This is a genomic window from Moritella sp., from assembly GCF_033791185.1.
Lineage (GTDB): Bacteria > Pseudomonadota > Gammaproteobacteria > Enterobacterales > Moritellaceae > Moritella.
In genome coordinates this window covers 1-22888 of the sequence record NZ_JASJHF010000083.1, presented here as the reverse complement: position 1 = coordinate 22888, position 22888 = coordinate 1, and the positions used below count along the sequence as shown (strand labels likewise).

The 22888-nt window shown below is 42.1% G+C and carries 19 protein-coding genes; 8 read left to right on the top strand and 11 right to left on the bottom strand.

What is annotated here, in order from left to right; translation table 11 throughout:
• Positions 1-25 precede the first annotated feature (25 nt).
• Positions 26-880, top strand: coding sequence for a mechanosensitive ion channel family protein (locus tag QNK26_RS05140; protein WP_319221272.1), 855 nt, complete (start codon positions 26-28; stop codon positions 878-880).
• Between the two features lie 271 nt (positions 881-1151).
• Here the strand turns inward: QNK26_RS05140 and QNK26_RS05135 are convergent, their stop codons facing one another.
• A complete protein-coding gene (locus QNK26_RS05135; protein ID WP_319221270.1) occupies positions 1152-2036 on the bottom strand; it encodes a LysR family transcriptional regulator in 885 nt (294 codons plus the stop codon).
• A gap of 109 nt (positions 2037-2145) precedes the next feature.
• Between QNK26_RS05135 and QNK26_RS05130 the strand changes: the two genes are divergently transcribed.
• Complete coding sequence (locus QNK26_RS05130; RefSeq protein WP_319221269.1) at positions 2146-3354, top strand: multidrug effflux MFS transporter; 1209 nt, start codon at positions 2146-2148, stop codon at positions 3352-3354.
• Positions 3355-3481: 127 nt separating this feature from the next.
• Here QNK26_RS05130 and QNK26_RS05125 read toward each other — a convergent pair whose 3' ends face one another.
• From QNK26_RS05125 to QNK26_RS05115, 3 genes are read right to left on the bottom strand one after another with little or no spacing between them, the layout of a single operon-like run.
• Positions 3482-4600 carry a lipocalin-like domain-containing protein gene (locus tag QNK26_RS05125; RefSeq protein WP_319221267.1) on the bottom strand — a complete coding sequence of 373 codons (1119 nt, stop codon included), beginning with the start codon at positions 4598-4600 and terminating at the stop codon, positions 3482-3484.
• The gene (locus QNK26_RS05120) at positions 4597-7044 is read right to left on the bottom strand and encodes an ABC transporter permease (protein WP_319221265.1); all 2448 of its coding nucleotides are present in this window, start codon (positions 7042-7044) and stop codon (positions 4597-4599) included. Before QNK26_RS05120 ends, QNK26_RS05125 begins: the two co-directional genes overlap by 4 nt.
• The gene (locus QNK26_RS05115; RefSeq protein ID WP_319221263.1) at positions 7045-7731 is read right to left on the bottom strand and encodes an ABC transporter ATP-binding protein; all 687 of its coding nucleotides are present in this window, start codon (positions 7729-7731) and stop codon (positions 7045-7047) included.
• 221 nt (positions 7732-7952) lie between these two features.
• Between QNK26_RS05115 and QNK26_RS05110 the strand changes: the two genes are divergently transcribed.
• Positions 7953-8429: an LEA type 2 family protein gene (locus QNK26_RS05110; RefSeq protein WP_319221262.1), complete on the top strand. Its 477-nt coding sequence runs from the start codon at positions 7953-7955 to the stop codon at positions 8427-8429.
• Between the two features lie 64 nt (positions 8430-8493).
• Here the strand turns inward: QNK26_RS05110 and QNK26_RS05105 are convergent, their stop codons facing one another.
• Both QNK26_RS05105 and QNK26_RS05100 read right to left on the bottom strand, forming a co-directional pair.
• Complete coding sequence (locus QNK26_RS05105) at positions 8494-9705, bottom strand: DEAD/DEAH box helicase (protein WP_319221260.1); 1212 nt, start codon at positions 9703-9705, stop codon at positions 8494-8496.
• 114 nt (positions 9706-9819) lie between these two features.
• Positions 9820-10800, bottom strand: a complete 981-nt coding sequence (locus tag QNK26_RS05100) for a sensor domain-containing diguanylate cyclase (RefSeq protein WP_319221259.1) — start codon at positions 10798-10800, stop codon at positions 9820-9822.
• A 167-nt stretch (positions 10801-10967) separates the two neighbouring features.
• Between QNK26_RS05100 and QNK26_RS05095 the strand changes: the two genes are divergently transcribed.
• Both QNK26_RS05095 and QNK26_RS05090 read left to right on the top strand, forming a co-directional pair.
• Positions 10968-12065 (top strand): YcjF family protein, encoded by a 1098-nt coding sequence (locus QNK26_RS05095; RefSeq protein WP_319221258.1) that lies wholly within the window; start codon positions 10968-10970, stop codon positions 12063-12065.
• Positions 12052-13596, top strand: coding sequence for a GTPase family protein (locus QNK26_RS05090; protein WP_319221257.1), 1545 nt, complete (start codon positions 12052-12054; stop codon positions 13594-13596). The genes QNK26_RS05095 and QNK26_RS05090 overlap by 14 nt, the downstream gene beginning before the upstream one ends.
• 11 nt (positions 13597-13607) lie before the next feature.
• On the opposite strand, the gene QNK26_RS05085 is transcribed toward QNK26_RS05090, so the two are convergent.
• The 5 genes from QNK26_RS05085 to QNK26_RS05065 all read right to left on the bottom strand — a co-directional run bounded on the left by QNK26_RS05085 (position 13608) and on the right by QNK26_RS05065 (position 18202).
• On the bottom strand, positions 13608-14138 hold the full coding sequence (locus QNK26_RS05085; RefSeq protein WP_319221255.1) for a DUF6942 family protein: 531 nt from the start codon (positions 14136-14138) through the stop codon (positions 13608-13610).
• Between the two features lie 215 nt (positions 14139-14353).
• Complete coding sequence (locus QNK26_RS05080; RefSeq protein ID WP_319221254.1) at positions 14354-15343, bottom strand: efflux RND transporter periplasmic adaptor subunit; 990 nt, start codon at positions 15341-15343, stop codon at positions 14354-14356.
• Positions 15344-15384: 41 nt separating this feature from the next.
• Complete coding sequence (locus QNK26_RS05075) at positions 15385-15906, bottom strand: magnesium transporter (RefSeq protein WP_319221253.1); 522 nt, start codon at positions 15904-15906, stop codon at positions 15385-15387.
• A 50-nt stretch (positions 15907-15956) separates the two neighbouring features.
• Positions 15957-16217 carry a hypothetical protein gene (locus tag QNK26_RS05070; protein ID WP_319221251.1) on the bottom strand — a complete coding sequence of 87 codons (261 nt, stop codon included), beginning with the start codon at positions 16215-16217 and terminating at the stop codon, positions 15957-15959.
• A 77-nt stretch (positions 16218-16294) separates the two neighbouring features.
• On the bottom strand, positions 16295-18202 hold the full coding sequence (locus tag QNK26_RS05065; RefSeq protein ID WP_319221250.1) for an alkyl/aryl-sulfatase: 1908 nt from the start codon (positions 18200-18202) through the stop codon (positions 16295-16297).
• A 126-nt stretch (positions 18203-18328) separates the two neighbouring features.
• On the opposite strand from QNK26_RS05065, the gene QNK26_RS05060 reads away from it, so the two are divergent.
• The 3 genes from QNK26_RS05060 to hcp all read left to right on the top strand — a co-directional run bounded on the left by QNK26_RS05060 (position 18329) and on the right by hcp (position 22774).
• On the top strand, positions 18329-19249 hold the full coding sequence (locus tag QNK26_RS05060) for a LysR family transcriptional regulator (protein ID WP_319221249.1): 921 nt from the start codon (positions 18329-18331) through the stop codon (positions 19247-19249).
• A gap of 104 nt (positions 19250-19353) precedes the next feature.
• Positions 19354-20922 (top strand): nitric oxide reductase transcriptional regulator NorR, encoded by a 1569-nt coding sequence (gene norR / locus QNK26_RS05055; protein ID WP_319221248.1) that lies wholly within the window; start codon positions 19354-19356, stop codon positions 20920-20922.
• A 187-nt stretch (positions 20923-21109) separates the two neighbouring features.
• Entirely contained in the window at positions 21110-22774 is a 1665-nt protein-coding gene (gene hcp / locus QNK26_RS05050; RefSeq protein WP_319221246.1) for a hydroxylamine reductase, read from the top strand.
• Positions 22775-22888 lie beyond the last annotated feature (114 nt).

Genomic DNA, 22888 nt, shown 5'->3' with positions numbered 1-22888 from the left:
GTTCAAGGAATGAAAGGACGAAATTATGGACGAGATCGTGATACAAGAAGAGCTGCAACAAGAATTGCTACAACTGCAGGGGGTGTACACTATGCTCACTGAATTTGTGGTGCAATACAGCTTCCAGATTTTTGGGGCGATGATTATCTTCATCATCGGCTTGTGGGTGGCGAGCAAAGTGCAACGCTTTATTGCAGCTTTGTGTGTAAAGCATGATGTTGACGTCACCCTGAGCGGATTTATTTCCAATCTTGTGCGTATTCTCGTTATTGTGATGGTCGCGGTGATTGCCCTAGGTAAACTCGGGATCAGTGTCGCACCGTTCATTGCAGCCGTCGGTGCTTTGGCATTGGGTGCCGGTTTAGCCCTGCAAGGGATGCTGTCAAACTATGCGGCTGGCGTTACCATTATCCTAACCCGCCCGTTCGTGGTGGGTAATACCGTTAAGATTCAGGGTGTTGTTGGCGTAATTAAGGAAGTCTCGCTCGGGATGACTATTCTTACGAATGAAGAAGGTGACAAGATCACCATTCCTAACAGACACATCGTTGGTGAAATCCTACATAACTCCTTCGAGTATATGTTGGTGGAAGCCAGCATCGGTATTAGCTACAGCGACAATCCGGAACAGGCAATTGAGACCTTAAGCGCGGTGCTCACGAGCATCGATGCAGTAGCCAAAGATCCCGCCGCTAAAATCGGTATCGAAGCCTTTGGCGATAGCTCAATCAATTTAGGCATACGTTTCTGGGTACCAACACAAGACTATTACGAAGTAAAATACAGCGCTAATCTGAAGATGTTTCAAGCACTGCAACAAAGCGGGATCACCATCCCCTTTCCGCAACGTGAAGTACGGTTATTGTCAGACACAGCTTAACCGAAGCCGCCCTCTCGTTTTAATATTCAACGAGGGGCCACTAACGGTATGTACAAATAAACATCCATATTCTCTAGCAGCCACTCTTCGCCAAATGAAGTAATTAATTTAATATAAAGTGGGTGTATAAGATAGCTACCCAAAATGGTCATGCACAAGGCCACGATAACGACCATACCCCAACAGTGCAAGAAGCTATTCTTGCTTTACTCTATTTTAAAATATGGCTCCGCTATAAAAATTTCTAATACACAAGAATAAGCCCTTCTCATTAACCGACTTCATTTCGCAACCGCTCTTTCAGGTATTTAATAAACAACTGCGTACGAGTATGTTCATAATCCAACGTAGGATAATAAGCACATACGGCACCATGATCGACAGTCACATCCGGTAATACTTGGATCAGATCGCCTACTTCGATTAAATCTTCAAGCATCTTCTGGCCAGCGAGCAATACTCCCATACCGCATTTCGCCCCGTAGAACAGAGCCTCAGGGTTCGTGGTAGCAAAGTTTCCTCTTAAGGTAATTCGATTGCCAGTTGATAATTTCACATCGCGTATCGGTCGTTCACCCCAAATAAGCATGTTATGCGATTCAAGATCATCGATACTTTCTGGTATACCGTATTTTTCAATATAGTCTGGTGACGCAAAGAACTTGGCATCATTTTTAAACAACTCTACGGCTTTATAACTGTGTGTATTTAACTGTTCTAAATCACGGCTGATAAAAACATCCACATAAGTTTCGGGCATTTGCCCCGGTAATGTGGTCAGCAATTGTATTTGAATTTGAGGGTACATCAGTAAAAAATCGTTTAAGTATTTTATAATAAATTTAGAGCCAATCGCCGTTGTCGCGCCAATTCTCAATACCCCAGTGGGGGTTTGATTGACCGACCGCGCTTCATCCACCATCGACATCCACTGATCAAGTTGCAATCTGGATCGCTGATAAAACAGTTGTCCCGCTTCCGTCTGATCTAACGATCGCGTCGTACGCTTGAGTAATTGTACACCAACCTGCTCTTCCAACCAGTTGATACGCTTACTGATCGCAGAGCCAGTGGTATTCAGTTGATAAGCCGCACCATTAAAACTACCCTCTTCCACGACTTTGATATAACTTCGCACGCACATGATCCAATCCATCACTATATACCTATGTTAGTATTACAAATAAAATTAAGTCCCACAAAGACCTAATCACATTCCAATAAACCTTATTATCATTTAAATATTCTTAATGTAAACTAAGTTCATGAATATAAATAAAACCAAATTTAACAAAATCCCACTTGCTTTAGCCATGATGATCATTGCTACTGGACAAGTCGGTGTCAGTATTTATCTGCCTTCACTACCGTTAATAAGCCGTGATCTTGGTGTATCTCAAGCTGATGTACAGCAGTTGGTGACACTATTTTTACTCGGCTTTGGCTTATCTCAGCTTTTTTATGGTCCGCTATCAGATGCAATTGGTCGTCGACCGGTATTTCTACTCGGACAAGGTATCTATTTAGTCGGTACTCTCTTGTGTGTATTACTGCCCAACAGTTATAACGCACTTATTGCGGGTCGTTTGTTGCAAGGTTTAGGGGCTGGCAGCGCATCGGTACTAGGGCGCAGCGTGATCCGAGACAGTTACAGCGGTAGCCAGCTAGTTCAAGCCATGTCTTATATGTCGATAACCGCATCGATATTACCGATTATCGCACCGGTTGTTGGCGGTTGGGTTGCGTGGCATTTTGGTTGGCAGTCGGTATTTAGTTTTGTATTAGTCTATCTCTTGGCTATTTTGACCTTGGGTTATTGCGTGCTGCCTGAGACATTACCGCATGCGGTGACTAAGTTTAACATTAAAGAGACCTTACGAGGCTATTGGCGTTTATCCCGAAACTACCAAGTTATTTCATCTGCGAGTTATAACTGGATTGGTTATTTATCCAGTTTAGTGTCTGTTTCAGTACTGCCTTTTTTATTACAAGAAGGACTAGACCTGAGTGCGGCTGATTATGGGCAAGTGATGATCATTCCATCAGCGGGATTACTCATGGGTAGCTTGATTTTAAATAGATTAAATAAACGTTTCACCACCAATCAACTCATGTATCTTGCTTCAAGCATCATGCTGATAGCGGGCTGCTGGTTGGTATTTAATGAGATGTCGTTGGTCAATCTTATCTTTGGTTTCACTCTGTTAGCCATTGCCCAAGGCATCAGTTTTCCCCTCTCAATAAGCATGTTATTAGCACCACACAGTAGACAAGTTGGGGCAGTCTCGGCATTATCAGGGTCCGTGCAAATGTGTCTAGCAGGACTTGTTGGCGGCTTCTTAATTAAACATTTTATCAATGGCCAAATGAGCCTTGGTTTGTTTTATATAGCAACGGGATTCTCAATTGCCTTGGTACTGACACATAGCCGCTACAAACAGAGACAAACTAATGCGGCTAAATGTTATCAATAACACAGCGCTCATGAACTAGGGATTGTAAAAACGCCCTACTTTGTATTTTGGTCAATACGCAAGTTTCAGTATTGATCAAAGTATGACCTTGAAACACATCTTGCAGCCAGACGTCACGCCTAAACACTTAGTTTACATAACCCGTCATTTCCACAAAGCCCTCTCCGTTATGAGTCCCCTGAAAAGTAACCATGCCCTCAAAATATTCAATACCAAAACGCATGATCTGCTGCTGATTTATGACAGCGACACGTACATCAACATTGAAACCAATACTTTGTTTTTCTACCTGTAAGTCAAAAGCATAGGGATAATCTAGCGTATCACTAACATGACTGCTCAACTTAATATCGTTGGTATCGAGGATATCGATATTGCCATCACTATGCATCAAACTACCATAAACAAAATCTTGATCAGAAGAACGAATACGGTAAATCATCAGCGCTTTATCTGCTGACAAACGCAGAGAAAACCAGTCCCATCCCTGTTGATCCTTGGCGAGCATTGCCGACCCCCATTCACGGTCAAACCAAGCAGAACCGGTCACATTCAACCATTGTCCCTGCCATAATATTTGACCTTTAACGTCAATAAAGGGCTGAGAATAATAATGGCTAGCGATCGCTTCACGCTGATGTTTTTTACTATAGCCCTGCTCGCCTTGCAGAAAAAATGGACTCATCGTCGCCAGCGATAATATAACCTGCCACTCTTCATCGGCGGTGCGCGCAGAACCATAGCTAAGCTGTGCAGGTAATAGCTTTGAAGGTAATAGCTTTGAAGGTAATAGCGCCGCCGATGACTGCCATAACCAATCATCAATTGCAGCGCTAAAAGGTTGTTCAGTAATTTCAACATTAGCAAACTCCTCCCTGCCCTGGCGAAAAGCTGCAAGATGCACCTTGGAATCAGCAAGCGCACCATGAGCAAAGTACCACTGCGCTTGATTGACCGCGGTACGGAATAACGTCCATTGCGTGGCAAAACGCATACCACTGTCACTTTTTAGGTTAGCAGTTAAATACCACCATTCATGGCGATAATCTTTATGCGGCGAATGTGCTTGCGGAAAACTGAATATGTACTCTGGTGACGCTTGCGTATATTGCTGTTCATTTGGTTGGATTTTAAGCGGATTTTGATTTAAACCAGAAGGTGTTTTACCTTGCTTCTCACAAGACAATAGCAACAATGTCACTAATACTAAAAACACGAACAATTTTAAAAATTTACGTGACTTCATCTGCGACTCCTTAGGTTCAATTTAAACAGCGGGATACCCAGCGCTGGCAACAGAAATAACAAGCCGAGCATACTGCTAACGGCAAAGGAGCCAACGTTGAACAGCAGTGGCATTGACCAACCAAAAGAAGCCGGTAATGCCTGACTCACCAATGCATGCGCCAATATCGTAGCCACAGGCCAACTCAGCAGCACGCAACTAACAGCAAGTAATAACCATTGCATCAGCATATGAGCAAACAACTCAGCCTTGCTATAACCCAGACTACACAAAATATATAAATCGGCTTTACGCGCCAGCTCTAAACCAGTCGCCGATAAAAACAGTCCAAAGCAAGCAATCACCAGTAATATCACCGAGATCAGCTGAGTCAGTACGAATGTCTGCGCAAATACTGCCAGTGCTGATTTTTTTACTTGTGCGGGGTCATATATTTGATCTTCGGCCAGCCCCAGCGTCAAACTCACCGCTTGCTTGTCTATGACTGTATCAGGATTAAAATACACGCCGAAGCCACTATAAATCCAACCACTAAAGAACTGATTTGCTTGTGGTGAATCTAAAACTAGCGAAAATCCCGGATAACCATATTCATAATAGATACCCTGAATAACACAGCTATATTGCTTCTTTCCCTGACTAAAGATGATTGATTGATCGACAGTCAATTGCCGTTTAAGCGCGAGCTGCTCATTGATAAAACACCCCGATTTGGTCTTGATTGATGACGACTTTAATAATAGCGATGCCAGTTGCCGTGATGAATGAAAGTTGGATACCTTAATTGAATCATTACCTCGCTTTGCCCAAGTATGCTGACGCAGGATATATTCATCAATATTACTGTTATTTTGCAGCCAATTTTCCACTTGTTGTTTTTGACCATGATGATAACGGATCAATAAATCAGCACTTAATTGCTGATCGAGAAAACGCACAAATGCCCCCTCGAAACTGTGTACCATCAAAGCGGCAGCAATACTTGTCGTCAGCGCCAAATAGAAAGCAGCCAAAGGTAAATAGCGCCGTTCAACCTGGTTACTTGCATCTTTAAAAATATAGCTAACCCAGAAAGAGTTAAATCGAAAAAGATTAAAAAAATGTTCACCTAGAAATAACATGCCTTGTAAAAAATGGGGGAGTAGCGCCACACTCGCGATCAATAACAGTCCATACTTCACCATGATCTGATGCCAACTATGACTCGGCCACCAGCTAAATAACAGCAATAAACCAACCGCTATACCTAAGGTCAGCAATCGAGGAAAACGCGCGATTAACACATTTTCTAATTGCGCGACGTGGGCAGTACTGATCCGCTTAAATTGTTTCACGAGCGCCAGCAAGACCGCAACCAAGGAAATAACCAAAGCCCATAACACGTATTGCCATTGCCAAACAAAATGACCACTCATATTAAGGGCATAAAGCTGACTAAATGTTAAGCCCAATAATGGTAGCAACACTGTCACTAAAGCCACTGCAATCAACATCCCAAAAACACTGGCAACCAGCACCAAACATAAAGCTTCCAGTAACATCGCCATTTTAATCGTCTGCAGCGTTACCCCTAACAAACGTAATTGCATCGCTAGTTCTGCACGTTTATACCATGCCTGCTCTCCTGCCTGAAACGCAATAAACATGCTCACAACAAATCCTAATGACGCTAATGCCATTAAATTTAGGTGTAGCGCATCGGCAAAGCCACTGCGTTCTTGGTATGACCAAGGCTCGTTGAGAGATAAATGCGCAGGCAATGCTGTCTCTAACTCTTGCTTCTGCTGTGCTGTCAATGGCGCGACCATTAACGCACTAAAACCTGTCTGCTGGGGAAATAGCTGCCAAGCGAGTCCAATATCAAGCAATGCGACTTTACCCCATTCCTCACTCGTTGTTAAAGCGATAGGGATAGTGGTGTTATCAGCCAAGGTAAGTACTGTATTAACATCTGAGTTGATACCACTATCAGCCGTCAGTGACACCAAGTGTGCTTGAGTGAGTAACACCGCTTGGTGATTATATTGCGCGGGGTTGGCAATGCTCAGCGCCAGCATATCAATCGCCACAAACTTCAGTCGTTTGCCATTCTTCAGGTGTTTTCGGAACGTTAATACCGGTGTGACTTGCGTAAATCCTTGTCTGCGCAAGTCCGAAAAATCACTTTTAGTCACTCGTGCCCCCTGCTCGGCAACGATATAAAAGCCGACCGGACTGGTTAACTGGGTATTAGCTTGTTGATATTGTTGTTTACTCGCATGATTTAACACCAGAATGCATAACAAGGTACTGGTGGCGATAGCTAAGCTGAAGATAAAACCCAAATGTAATAAGCGATGCTGCTTATATTCTGCCAGTTGGGTTTGTAATACCAACCAGAGTTCTTGCCGACCTGATCTGCTAAAGAAACAGCGAAGAAAATAAATAATATGGTGTTCCGTCACTTAACCGTCCCTCTTTGGACTCTGATTAAATAAGGTTAGCTGACCATTCGCTAATTGATAACGCTTATCCATTGTCGCTGCGACATGAACGCTATGGGTGACCAGTACCAGTGCGGTATCGTGAGACTTTACTAACTTGGTCAACAATGCCACCACACGGTGACTGTTATTGTCATCAAGATTACCGGTTGGTTCATCTGCCAGTAATAATGTAGGTTGCGCGCTCATCGCTCTGGCAATTGCGACGCGTTGTAATTCACCACCAGAAAGGGTTTGTGGGTACTGCGTTAATAAGGACTCAATCTCCAACTGTTGGGCTAATTCACAGCACAAGTCAGCATCATAACGTCCAGCCAGTTTGGCACTAAAAGCTATGTTGTCCTGTACCGACAAACTAGACAATAAATTATACTGTTGAAAAATGATCCCCAGCTTTTGCTTTCGCAGTTCACTCAGTTGCTTGTCATTCGCTTGCGCCATTGGCAGTCCCGCAAGCGTGATTTGACCTTGTTGTATCGGCTCAAGTCCGGCAATAAGATTAAGTAAGGTCGTTTTTCCACTGCCACTGTCACCCATTAGACCAATACATTCGCCAGCTCCCACCGCTAAGCTGACATCTGACAATAATTGTCGCTGACCATGGCCGTCGGTGATTTGGTGACTAAGGGATTCGATGATTAATGACAAGTGTACTCCTTGGCAAACAGTAATCGTGGCGATATAGATGGGAAAATACCAACGTCCTTTTAAGAATAGGCTTTACGTCGGCAACAGACCAACTAATACTGCACCAAGTAGCAGAAAACCAAATCGCACAGCAATGCAGTGCATTGTTAATGAATGATATAAGAACACACTGCTACTCTTTGCTATTATTATTGATTATTAAATTTAAGAAGGTAGGCAGTATGTCAACTTGGAAGAGTCTTGTTATGGTATGCGCTTTGTTGCTAAGCGGTTGCTCTAGCATACAAGGGTTACGAGATCTGGACGTGAGTTTAGTTAAGATCGAACCAATACAGCCAGTCGGATTATCACCCCGCTTTAACGTGCATTTATTAGTCTCAAATCCCAACGCGGAAGATTTAAATATTGAAGGGATAAGTTTACAACTTAATGTCGCAGACCAAAAAGTACTGTCTGGCGTATCTAACCAAATACCGGAACTGAAAGCTTACGGCGAAACCGCGATTGAAATACAAACCAGCGTCAATTTATTTTATATATTCAAGCTACTCACCGCTTTAAACCAACAATCAGATAAAGGTATTAAATACCAGCTTAAAACAACCATAGATCCGGAGGGTTTTGTGCCATTTAATGTGAGTAAAGAAGGCATTTTAGATGAGGATATTTTACAGGGTTTAAGCAGTCTTACTAAGTAATGGAAGACTGAAATAGTGCGGTCAATGATTTACATTGACCGCTAAAACGATTAAAGCCTAATCGTTATTTCTTAACCGGACGTCGACGACGTGGCGGTTGTGAACGTTTTGGTACATAACCTAAGATAGAATCAGGGATACCAACTTTCGCTGCAAAACCGTCAACTTCTTTACGTTCGATAACATGCTCTAGCAATTGTTCGATAGCACATAAACTACGGAAATCATCACGAGATACCAGTGAAATCGCTTCACCCGTTGCACCAGCACGGCCTGTACGACCAATACGGTGAACATAATCAGCGGCTTCTTCAGGTAGATCGTAGTTAACTACACGATCTAAATCATCAATATCAATACCACGAGAAGCAACACCAGTAGCAACAAGCAAGCCTAGATCACCGGCTTTAAACTCTGCAAGTAACTGCTCACGCATCGCTTGACTACGACCACTGTGGAATGATTCTGCTTTGATACCACGTTTTTCAAGCTGAGCAACTAATTTAGCCGCGCCACGTTTAGTCTCAATAAAGATCAACGCTTGCTTCCAATCATTTTCAATAATCAAATGGCTAAGCAATGCAGATTTCACATCTTTATCAACCACTGTTAACCACTGTTCAATTTCTGGTGCAGTTGTATTTTCTGGTTCAATCGAAATTTCCAGCGCGTAGTTAATTGCCGTTTTTGCTAAGAAACGCACTTTGTTTGATAACGTTGCTGAGAATAATAAGTTTTGACGTTCTTGCGGTAAACGCTCAATGATTTTGTTGATGTCGTTAACAAAACCCATATCTAGCATTCTGTCCGCTTCATCGATAACTAATACTTCAAGTTCATCAAAATGCAGTGCACGTTGATGGATCATATCTAATAAACGACCTGGCGTCGCAACCAGAATATCAACACCTTCGATTAGACGTTGTTTCTGTGGTTCTAGATCAACACCACCGTACATCGCCATTGAGGTAAGGTGTAAATGACGACCGTATTGTTCGATGTTGTCAGCTACCTGAACCGCTAGTTCACGTGTTGGTGTTAAGATCAGCGCACGAATACGTTTAGCACGTAGTGTATGTTTGTGGCTGAACATTTGTAATAGTGGTAATACAAAACTTGCTGTTTTACCTGTGCCTGTTTGCGCAGCCGCGATCAGGTTTTTACCCGATAAAATAGCCGGTATTGCTTTTTGTTGAATTGGAGTTGGTTGCGTATAGCCTTGTTCCGCTACCGCTTGTGTAATTAATTTGTTTAATCCAAACTTAGAAAATGGCATTTTTGATCTCAGGTATTTGATAAATAGGTAAAATAAATAAACTGTTAAGATTGGAATAAGTAACAGTTGGATATTGGCGTGCATTCTAACACGAAGCAAGGCTTGCGGGGTAATTTAACGTTTACTGTTTTTATTTTGATACATAAGTTGATCCGTTTGTGCAATCATCTCTTCAAGTATCGGCAGGTGCTCATGATGGAAGGCTCGATAACCATAACTAAGCGATGTTATTTCATTTGTATCGAACTCTGACACCGCACTATTATAACCGCCCAATATACGTAATGCGAGTTTCTCCAAGTGATGTTCATTATCATCCTCATCACTAAAATATGTCATAATAATAAATTCATCACCACCAATACGGGCAATAATATCACTTTCACGGCAGTTCGCTTGCAATACATTCGCCAAGGTTATAATGCATTTGTCACCGATCTGATGCCCATGTTCATCATTGGCCCGTTTCAAATGATCAATATCAATATAAACAAAACCAATGTTTTGTTTAGCACGTCGCGCTTCTTTGATCCGTTGCTCGCCTAAAAAAGATAAACCTCGACGGTTGTGAATACCTGTTAATTCATCCGTTAACGCTAAATCACGGATCTCTTGGTAATCACGTAACATTTTTAAATCTGCAGTAATTAACCGACAAAACTGTTCAAGTAATTTAATTAATGTTAATGAATGTTCTGTTGCTTTAATATCAATAATGCAGATAGTGCCAAACAATTCACCATCGGGCCAAAATATCGGCAGGCCACAATAAGAGCGTATTTTACCTTCAACAACAGGTGGCGACAACTTCCAATCAGCGTCAGAAAGCGCCTCTTGTACATTAAGCGCTTTCTTAGTTTCGATAATTTTGCGACAAAAACTATTAAGATCCCATGACCATGAGTCATTACGAGACAGAAAATTATCCTCATTTTGACTCGCAACAACCACATTAAATTCATTCTGGCGTAATTGCACAATCGTGCCGCATGCCGAGCCAAACAGCTCAGCAATAAGATCAACCGTTTGCTGCCATTTATCCAGATCGATAACTTTTTGCTGTGAACGGGATAAACAAGCTTGGTTATCGACCATGGTTTCTTTCCTTTTCATATCTTAAAAATAATTATAGCACTGGGAATAACAACTCTTGGTTATAGCCGCTATTTTTTGTATGCTGCATTATGCTCATAATTTTTCTATCATATTTTAACTCAGATTATAGTCAATACCTCTCACCACGACCAAAGAGCACTTATTTTATGTTTGATGCCATTAAAAAATTCATTAGCCCAAGTGCAAATCCGGATATAGAAAAAGCGTTCGCATATCAAAATACCTACTTACCGACATTGTGGTTATTAGGTAAAACTGGCGCAGGCAAGTCCTCACTGATCCAAACTATCACAGGGGATAGTGACGTAGAGGTCGGTAATGGCTTCGAACCTTGTACCATGACATCACACGCTTACAGCTATCCTAAAGCAACGCCCCTTCTCCGGTTTCTTGATACTCGCGGTTTGTCTGAGGCCAATTACGACCCAACAGAAGATATCGACGTCAGCGCGCAACAAGGTCATGCCTTACTTATCATCGCTAAAGCCGAAGAACCAGAGCAACGCGATGTTATCAATGCACTTAAAAAGATTAAAAAACAAGGTTCAATCAAACAAATTTTAATCGTGCACACTGCAGTGAAACAGCTTAGTGTTGATGAACAAATCAAAACCGTACAATACAACCAACAGCAGTTAGAAAAAACATGGGGAAATGAGATCCCGTATGTCGAAGTCGATTTCGAACTCGCCAACGGGGATACATTTGGTATCTCCACATTAAAAGACCAGTTAACGGAACTATTACCTATCATCCAGCAGTTTAATAATGAACAGCAACATGCGGGTACCGAAAGTGCTAATTTTCAAAAACTAAAAACTGAAGTACTCTGGTATGCAGGTTCTGCAGGCGCTGCTGATGCCATCCCCGCGGTTGGCCTTGTGGCCGTACCAAGTATCCAAGCTAAAATGCTACACAGCCTCGCTAATCAATACGGGATTACTTGGGATAAACGCGCATTTGGTGAGTTTATTAGCACCTTAGGCTCAGGCTTTGCGCTGCAGTACGCATCCAAATTAGGCATTCGCCAACTAGTTAAGTTAATTCCAGCATATGGACAAACCGTTGGGAGCGCATCCGCTGCCGTTATCAGCTTTGCATCAACCTATGCCATTGGTCGCGCCGCCTGTAAATACATGTACCATAAAAGCAAAGGCGAAACCGTATCGAATAAAGATATGCAGGATATATACAAAGACGCATTAGCAAATATTAAAGAGGTAGCGAAAAGTGAGACGCGTTAAAAACAGCCTGACCCAGTTAGATAAGCTTTCCAGTGGTGTAACCGCCGTTCTTACGCTCGCCATATTACTGCCTCTATTGGTACTGTGTGGTTTTGGTCTATACGCCATAATTCAATATGGGTACACCTTACATTTTGCCATTGCACTGGTCGCTAGCTTTTTCTTATTCTATATTCCGCTGTTACTGTTACGCCGAAAAGCAAACGCTAAAGTGGCTACATTTAAAGTGAGCGAAGACAGTCTTGTTCAAGCATCTGCAGATTGGTCAGAAGCTGAAAATGCGATTTGGCAGCGCCTTAATCAAAACATTGAATCGCGATTAGCCGAAGAAGATGCGTGGAGTTCCTTAAAAAGCCATGGCTTAGCTATTGCCAACACGACAGCACAAGAATTTTCTCGCGGAGATCTGCAATTCTCTGTCACTGACGGTCTAAAACTACTCGAAGAAGTGAGCAGACGCTATCGCGTGGTCCTGAAAGAGAACGTGCCTTTTGTCGAAAACATTAAACTCTCGCACCTCAAGTTTGCTTTTGATCATCAAGACAAAATTGCCACCGGAAAACAAGCGGCGGACTTACTCAGTAAAGCCTATCGCGTTTATCAATTTATCAACCCTGTTGCAGCTATCACTAAAGAAGTCCGCAATAAGTTGCTCGGCGATATTGCCGGTAACGTCGGGGATAACTTACAACTCAATATGAAACGAGCATTTTTGCAAGAAGTTGCTGCCGTTTCCATTGATTTATACAGTGGCCGCTTTTCGGTTGAAGATAAAGACATTAAGAAAAGTACCATCGCAGTGGAAGATGAGCAAAGTGAACCTAAGCCACTGGAGCCTTTACGCATTGCCGTTATCGGGCAAATTAGTGCGGGTAAATCATCACTGATTAATACCATTAAAGGGGCGCTTGATGCCGAAGTCAGCGCGTTACCTTCAACCAATGCGGTGAATGTTTACAGCTGTGCGGTGGGTGATGTTGAAGTACTTAATCTTGTCGACTTACCGGGGCTTGATGGCAATGACAAAACCAATAAAACCATCCTTAAACACGTCATTAATGCAGATATGGTGTTGTGGGTGCTAAAAGCAAATCAATCATCACGACAACTTGATCGCCAATTTATGCTCAGCTTAGAGGATTTTTACGCCAACAAGGATAACTTGCATCGTAAAAAACCGGTTATTACCGGTATTCTAAACCAAGTGGATAAGTTAAAACCTTTGGGGGAGTGGTCACCACCGTATGATTTAACCCTATCCGATTCAGCCAAAGTGACCACCATTAATAAAGCCATTGACTACAACCAAAAACTGCTTAATTTGGATAGCATCATTCCAACTTCGTTTTCATCAGGATCGCAACAATGGGGGCAAGAAAGCGTAGAACAACTGATTGCTAAGAATGTCGATAACAGCATTAACGTACAACGTAATCGACAGCGTTTAGAAAGTAGCAATAGCAGCACGTCAGAACAATTTAAGCGTGTCTTTAAAGGCAGTAAAACGCTATTTAAAAAAGCTATCTCCTAACGACTTCCGAGCTACTTCCGAACTAGCCCACTCAGCATCACCGACAGCCGTTCAATTTTGATATTGGATAACTGTCGGTAATCAAAATAGGGGCAGACAACTAAACGGTTTTTTACATCAATCGCAAATTCGTCATCTAACCAAATTAAGTTAACCTGTAATTCACCGGATGCTAATAGCTGCTTGGCATAAGTGCGCCCACAGATAATGTGAATAGTCTGGATATTTGCATTAAGTACTGGCGGGCTAAATAACAAGGCTGTTGCACTGCCCCTTTGCAACAAATAACTATCACGATACTGCTGCCAAGTCGGCGCACGCTGTGCAAAGTCAAAATCTGCGGGATTTAATGCATACAAGAGTTTTGCATAGACGTTAAAGACTTTACGCCAGCCATTGCCACAGGCTTGACCGATAGCATTCACTTCACCACTGACGAGTGAATTAACGCTGCTTATGTCTTGGTATTCCAACATGTTCGGCGTATTTGCTAGATATACTGCAAAGGTAAATTTAGCACAACCAAGTCCTGTGTTTGTCATCACTCACGATGCCTATATTTCGATTATTAACAGGGCTGCATTATACAGAGATGTATTAAACAGACACGTAATATACATAGCTATAAACAACTTAAAATAACATCAGTGCACAGAGATATCCAACTTAGCGATGAATATCTCGTCTGCACTTTTTATGGCGGTGTTTTAGAGATGTTTTTATGACAGTGCTTTAAGACTTTTTTTAGGCATCTGTTTTATATCGCATTTAAATAAGACTTGTACGAATGTAAGCGTACCGTCGCTGCACCAATCACATCAATAAAACCAAAGAAAGCATGTGGTTTTTTAGCTGCAATCCAAGCAGAGCCCGTCGCACCAATTGGAATTATTTTGCCATCAGGTTCAACAATTTCAAGTATCACTGTACGACCGTGCGCACTGGTATTTGCGCCTACATGTTGCCTTACACTCTGCGGACCTTGTATCGGAGAGATAGATGATTCACCTGTACCCGCGGTAAAGCTATGTACTTTTGCACGAAATATTTCCCCAGGATAAGCATCGACATAAAACTCTGAAAATTGACCCGGTTCTACGTAACGGTAGGTTTGATCAGAGATGCGCATTTCTACAAACTTCTTCGAGGTATCATAAATATGCATATTACCAATACGACTGCCATCGGCGATATTAACCACTGCAATTTGTCCATCAAAAGGCGCTCGAACCGTTTTTCTTTTTTGCACAAATAACGTTTTGTCTAAATCGGCTTCCAGCGAAAGTAGCGACGCATTAGCAACTTTTAAATCAGATTCAAATTTTTCAATATCTCTAAATTTAAATATCTCAGGTGACTTTTTCGCTCGTTTCAAATCGCGCTGCATTTGCGAAATTGACTCTTGTTGTTTCACAATAGAGGCTTTAATTTTCTCTATATCCGCAGCAGAATTGGTGTCCACTAGGGTATAAATAATGGCGCCTTTTTTAACCACCTGATTGTGTTCTACAAAAACTTGGTCAATCTCTTCACCAAATAATGGTGACAATACCGCATGAGGTGCTTTTACTGTTGATGAATAGGTTAAATCTACAGGCGCCCACAAGCGTGACATAATGCCTAATATAACTAAAATAAATACACCACCAAACACTATCCACACCGCACTTTTTAAAGACCACTTTATCGCGCCGGTAGAAACTAATACCCACATCAGTAGGATATACGGAATTATTATTTCTTTCATTGTCTTACCCTTTTATTCTGGTTGTAAATCTACAGGCCTAATTAATGTGATTTCGCATCTTTATTTATCAGCGTATTCACCTCATCGGCTCCTGCTTTGTTGTTTTTTGTCGCTAAGCCATTTTTAATAATGTTGGTCAGTGAAGCACCGATATGTTGCCAATTCGCAAACGCAATAATAATGGCAAGCACCCACCAAGCTTTGTGTATAAACAAGCCACACAGTGATAGCGCAAACACCAATTGGATATGAGTACTATTTTGTTCCTGCGCTTTATGTACGGCAACTTCGTGCAGCTGCCAGAGTAGATAGACAACAAAAATAACCACCGCGAGGGTAACGGCAAACAGGTAACCACTAAAATACTCTGAATTAAAAACGACCATCATGGTGTCATTAGGCGTGTTAGTGAAGGTGCTTAAATCTATCTGTTTAGAATTAATCGTACCGAGTGGCGCCAGTAAATAAGCGCCGCAAAGCATCAAGGACATGAAGCAGGTAAACTTAAATAAAACTTTAAAAATTATCGCGATTACTCGATAAATACTTTTTAAGATGTTCATATTATTTCCTATTTAGTTCTCAATTTTTGAGTTCTCAATATGCTGCGAGGTTAATGCGTCTTGCCATGCTGATGAACGTCTTTATTGCGTGACAGTTCACCTGAAAAAATCTGATATATATCTATGTCTTTCAGTGCAGGCTGATTTAATTGACTGCTATTGGCATTTTCTATCGCGATAAGTAAGCCATTTTCATCATGAATATGCGGCACACTCATGTCGATATCACCACCGCAGGCGAACGCGTTAAATGCCACGAGATTACAACTGAAAAACATCACCGATAATGTGCTAACTACTCTTTTTTTCATCGTCTCGTTCCTAAACTTGGGTATGCCAACGGATGTAGATTGCAGGCATACCCGGGGTTATTCATTTCCAGAACTAATTAACGAAGTGTGATTTTTGGAGACTCCGCAGGCTTATCGAATAAACTGAAGAACTCAGGCACCGCTTTCGCATCGCCTTCGACTTGGATGTAACCCTGTTTAACAGCTTCAACAAAATCGACTTTACCAACCAGTAATCCTAGGAATACATTTTTAGTTAGCTTAACGGTTGCTTTAGGTTGGCCTGCAAAATCTTGATGGAATTGCGCAACACTACGACGAATTTCAAGTGCATGGGTCTCGTTAGTATCAGCAAATTCAAACGCAACAGTGAAGTGCTTATCTTGACTACGCTGTGCATTCAAACCAAAACGCATCGCGCTAACCAATTGTGCTGGTTCAAACTCAGCCATCAAGTCAGGTGCTTGCAGGTTGATTTTTTTAGAGTAATCGATACTACCATCAAGCTCTTGTGCCGAGGTTAAGTACCAATTACGCCAATTGTTGTTGGTTTCACGGTAAGCCAGTTCACGCAGTGCTGTTGCTTTTAGTTCACGCGGAGCCATATCGTCTAAATCGATACGAATTGCATGTGTTGCCAATTCTGCGCACCACTGATAATCACCGCTATCACAGGCGTCAATGGCAAACTCCATCATCTTCTCTTTACCGCCAACCATGTTGACGTAGCGTGTTGATGCCTCTACCGAGTAAGTTGGGTTTAGTGTTGTCGGATCACCATCAAACCACCCCATTTCACCAACAAATATTTGTTTTGCAGCATGACGAATCGAACCATAGAAATCACCTAACCATGGGTGGTTAACTAGGTGTGCAGGTAGTTTGATTTGACGAATTAAATCTTCTTGCGTCGCACCATCATTAATCGCTTTGATTGATTGATCATAAGTAAACTGGATCGCATCACGGTATGACGTTAATGTGTCATCAACATGCTTGGCACCGTTTACAGGACGACCATGTGATACCATCATCGTGTTAGCGTTGTATTCACGTAACATATCAACACCTGGGAACCAGATGCTTGGGTCACGATATTGCGTGCCACGAATAGTATGCAGATTCGGGAAACTTTCACCTTGAATAACTTCAGAACCAAACAACATGTCAAATTCAGGGAAGTAAGCAGTGATCTCATCAGATGCTTCAGAAGGTACGTGCTGGAACTCCACCTTTATGCCTTCGATTTCCATGTCTAGCTTGCCAAACTTACCTTCAACTAAGGTATTTGGCTTAATCAGACTGTGCTCACGAATTTCAAAGTCAGGCCCTAGACCACCGTTAATACGGCCATCTTCTTCAACATTAAGCAAGGTACCTAACGAGTAATCAACACGAAAGCCAAGCGCTGGACCAGTTCCGCCCATCGAGCCTTTAACAACGTTTTCCATAAAAGTTTCATGGGCGATAATTTTAGCGTTTTCAGCGCCTTTAATACCACGTACACCAGCGTAGTGATCTGGGTGCCAATGTGAATACATAATCGCCGCAACAGGTTTGTTATTACCGGTTACTTTACGAAAGTCTGCCATGACCAATTGCATTTTGTCGACTGACTCAACGGGATCAAGGATTAATAAACCATTATCACCATCAACAATCATCGGTGAAGTTAAACCATAGCCATAAATCTGGAAGAATTTATTTTTATAAGTAAAAATACCTTTATCCATCTTTTGTGAATGCGCGGTTAACTGTGGGTGAACCTTGTCAGATTTCGCATCAAAAGCATCATTACCGCCAGTGCGGGTAAAGGTCATGTCTTTGGTATCGCCATGCCAGAAATGCGTTGCACCCGAGTTTTCACCTAAATAATAATCGTGAGAGAGTGTTGGGATATCGACATTAACGCCGTCAAAACGGTGCTGATGGTTATCATCTGCTAATGCAATGCTTGAAAGAGAAGTCGCGAGCAGTACAGATAAACTAATAATAGAGCGTTTCATATTAAGCCTCGTTAAATGTTTAGACATATTTAATGAGGCTATCGTAACTAAAAAATGCAGAAGTTAAGTGATATATGATATAAGTTAACTTATGTCAGTTGCGCTATTTTATAAAAAGGGTAAGAGATGAAGCATTCAGATTACAGTTTAATTCCCACATTTGTCGCAATTGTTGAAGAGAAAAGCTATACCGAAGCAGCAAAACGCTTGGGCATCAGCCAATCGGCAGTGAGCCAAGGTGTTACGAGATTAAAAGAAGTGTTTAAGGACCCGTTGTTTATCCGCGGTAGCCGTGGCGTTGAACCCACACAGTTTGCATTAGACATTTACCCGACTCTGGCAAGTTCTGTCGAAAATATCGCGTATATGCTGCCGGAATTCAAAAAGTTTGACCCCTTACTGTGCGATAAAGAATTTGTGATTTCCTCACTCAGCGTATTTGGCTTCACTATATTGCCAGAACTATCAGCACTGATGAGTCAAGAGGCCCCTCTAGCGAGCGTCAAAGTTGAACCTTTATACAGTCACGACCACAGCAATATACTGCGTTCACAACAGTGTGACTTGATTATCGAAGCCTACTCAAACCAAAGCTCACAGTTACGCTCTAAAGTGATAATGGAAGATACTTTGAGTGTGATGTGTCGAGAAGATCACCCAAGGCTGACCGGTAACGCGATCACACCTGAACAGTTTTTATTTGAAAGTCACGTCACCCATTCTCAATTTGAGAAAAAAGGCGGCTATTTATTAGGGCGCGGCCTTAAAGATGAAAGCATACTCGGTAAACGTCGTGTCGCTTGGCAAGCCAGCAGTATCATGGAAATGCTTCCCGTGATTGAGCGCTGTGATTACATTGCTTTGTTGCCACAAAAACTGGTGGATAAATATATTCACATCCACAACCTCAAACAGCTCGACGCTGATTTCTTACAAGAACCAGTCAAAGTAGCCATTTACTGGCATTCATCACGAACCAATGACGCCACGCACAAGTGGTTTAGAGAACTCTTTAATCGCGCGGCGAAAAAGTATCGAGAAGCTTAAAAATTAATCCAGATCAATAAACCACTTATCAAATACACATTTCAATTTACACCTATTCGATAGTGATGTAAAAATCACATCATTCTCGGTATTAAGGTTTTTGTATGCAAACAACTCTCGATCAAGCGATGTTACAAATTGCACTCGATCTCAATTTAAACTTACCTTCAGGGCATCATTACCAGCGTTTAATGCAGTCCCTACAATCCGTTTTACCTTGCGATGCCAGTGCGTTGTTTATTCTAAATGATTCAGGTTTGTTGTCTGCTGCTGCAGTTAATGGTTTATCCGATGAAGTATTAGGACAACGATTCGACCCACAACAGCACCCTCGCCTGCAGGCTATTTTAGCCAGCCGTGAGCCAGTGCGATTTCCCGCCAGTTCAACTTTACCCGATCCGTTTGATGGTTTATTAAAGAATGATCCAAACCGCTCGATTGATGTGCATGACTGCATGGGTTGTAGCTTATATGTCGAAGATCATTTAGTCGGACTTATCACCCTAGATGCGATGCAGGTCGGGGCTTTCAATAGCATTGATGATATTACCGTGGCGACCTTTGCTGCGCTAGCCGCAGCGACAATTAGAAATGTAAATCAAGTTGAAGCCCTGCGTAAAAGCCATCGTCAACAGCAAAACATGAATCAAGTACTGATCCAAGAAGCGCGCAACAAAGGCGGCGAATTAGTGGGTATCAGTCCTGAAATGCAAACCCTGCGTGATAATATCAGCATGGTTGCCTACTCGGATTATGCAGTGCTAATCAGCGGTGAAACAGGCACAGGTAAAGAACTTGTCGCTCATTCGGTACACTCAAATTCATCACGAGCCACCAAGCCGATGATTTACGTAAACTGCGCCGCCTTGCCAGAAAGCCTTGCTGAGAGTGAATTGTTTGGTCATATCAAAGGGGCATTTACCGGCGCGACCAGTAACCGTGCAGGTAAATTTGAGCTAGCGGATGGCGGCACTATTTTCTTAGATGAAATTGGTGAATTACCGCTGTTAATGCAAGCTAAACTACTGCGTGTGATCCAACAAGGCGAAGTACAGCGTGTTGGTGCTGATAACAATTTAATCATTAATGTCCGCATTATCGCGGCAACTAACCGCGAGTTAACCGAAGAGGTCGCAGCCGGTCGTTTTCGCAGTGACCTATACCACCGCTTAAATGTCTTCCCAATTAAGGTACCACCGCTGTGCCACAGACAAGGCGATATAGCGGTATTATCCGGCTACATACTTGATCGTGTTCGTACTCAATTCAATGTAGAAAAATTACAATTACACCCACAAGCCTTAGCGGCGCTAATCCATTACAGTTGGCCTGGTAATGTACGAGAATTAGAGCATACCTTAATGCGAGCAGGCTTACGGGCGATTCAAGCACAACAAAGCTTGATCCAGCAACAACACTTATCTGATGAAGTAAGTAATACTTATTCATACCATGCCGAAACCAAACCAAATGATCTGCCCACGACCTCATTTGAGCTACGTGGCGCAGTCGAAAGCTATCAAACCAAGCTTATTTCCCACGCCCTCCAGCAATCTAACTTTGTATGGGCGCAAGCAGCCGAGTTTTTACAAATGGATCGCGGTAATTTATACAAAATGGGCAAAAAGCTTGGTATTGAAACGAAAACATTACGCGCTGCAGAGTTAGTATAAAGTCAGCAAATAAAGAATGATGTACTAATTACATCAGCAACGTTGTAGTTAGTACATCAAACCTAGTGTAGGAAAAACATAAAAACCATAAATATCAACAAGATAAAAGTTGGCACGTTAGATGCAATATAGATTCCGAGATCATCGTTAATTCGATATCAATAATATAATTATAATGGAGTCTTAAATGTTCTGTATTCAATGTGAGCAAACTGTTCAAACACCAACGGCTAAAGGCTGTTCTTATACGCAAGGTATGTGTGGTAAAACGGCAGATGTGTCGGACCTACAAGATATACTCGTATTTAATCTTCAAGGTGTGTCTTTCTGGGCAGAGCTAGCGCGTAAATATGACATCATCGACGCTGAAATTGATGCTTGGGCACCACGTGCATTCTTCTCTACATTAACTAACGTCAACTTTGTACCAGAGCGTATTACTGAATACACTGAAATTGCTGAGCGTTACAAGATCCAATTAAGCACCCAAGTAATGGCAGCCGCTGCAGCCGCTGGTGATACATTACCTGAATTATCGCCAGCAGCGCAGTTTGTATTACCAAGCACAGCTGAAGAAATCATGAACTTCGCACCAGAAGCAGCGGTTAACCGTGGTCACGAAGAGTTACACGAAGACATCATTGGCTTGCGTCTATTATGTCTTTACGGCCTTAAAGGTGCAGCGGCATACATGGAACATGCTCATGTACTTGGTCAGAGTGAAGAATCAATCTGCGCTGAATACCATCAAATCATGGCATTCTTAGGTACTGAACCGACAGATGCCAATGCGCTACTTGAAACATCAATGCAAATTGGTTTATTAAACTACCGCATCATGGAAATTCTAGACCGTGGTGAAACCAATACCTTTGGTCACCCACAACCAACACAAGTAAACGTAAAACCAGTTGCGGGGAAATGTATTCTTGTTTCTGGTCATGACTTACATGATTTAGAAAAAATCTTGCAACAGACTGAAGGTAAAGGCATCAACGTTTACACCAATGGTGAAATGTTACCTGCTCACGGTTACCCTGAACTAAACAAATACCCACACTTAGTTGGTAACTTTGGTAGCGCTTGGCAGAATCAGCAAAAAGAATTTGCTAACTTCCCTGGCGCAATTGTGATGACATCTAACTGTCTAATCAATCCAAACGTAGGTCAATACGCAGACCGTCTATTTACCCGTAGCATCGTGGGTTGGCCTGGTGTTGTGCATATTGAAGGCGATGATTTCTCGCAAGTTATCGAATGTGCATTAGCACAAGACGGTATCGCGCACACAGAAATCGAACACATGATCACGGTTGGTTTTGGTCGTAACGCACTAATGGAAGCTGCTCCTGCAGTTATCAAAGAAGTTAAAGCGGGCAACATCAAACACTTCTTCCTAATTGGTGGTTGTGATGGTGATAAAGAAGAGCGTAGCTACTTCACTGATATCGCTGTTAATACCCCTGAAGATTCTGTAGTACTTACCCTCGCTTGTGGTAAATACCGTTTCAATAAGAAAGAGTTTGGCGATATCAATGGTATCCCACGTCTGTTAGATGTTGGCCAATGTAACGATACTTATTCTGCAATTCAATTAGTGTTAGCACTGGCTGAAGAGTTTGATTGTGGTGTGAATGAATTACCATTAAGCATTGTTTTATCTTGGTTCGAGCAAAAAGCAATTGTGGTGTTATTAACCTTATTCGCTTTAGGTATCAAAGGTATTTATACCGGCCCAACTGCTCCTGCGTTCTTAACTGACAACTTAATCAAAGCGCTGCAAGATAACTTTGATATGCGCAGTGTTGGCAACGTTGAAACTGACTTAGCGACTATGCTTTCAGGTCAATAATCCTAACGGGTAAATAGTACTGATAAATAGTACTCGTTAATCAATGCGGTAATATGCCGCATTGGTTAAAGACGTTCGACACGCCGTAAACCCATTCATGGGGATTATTTCTAG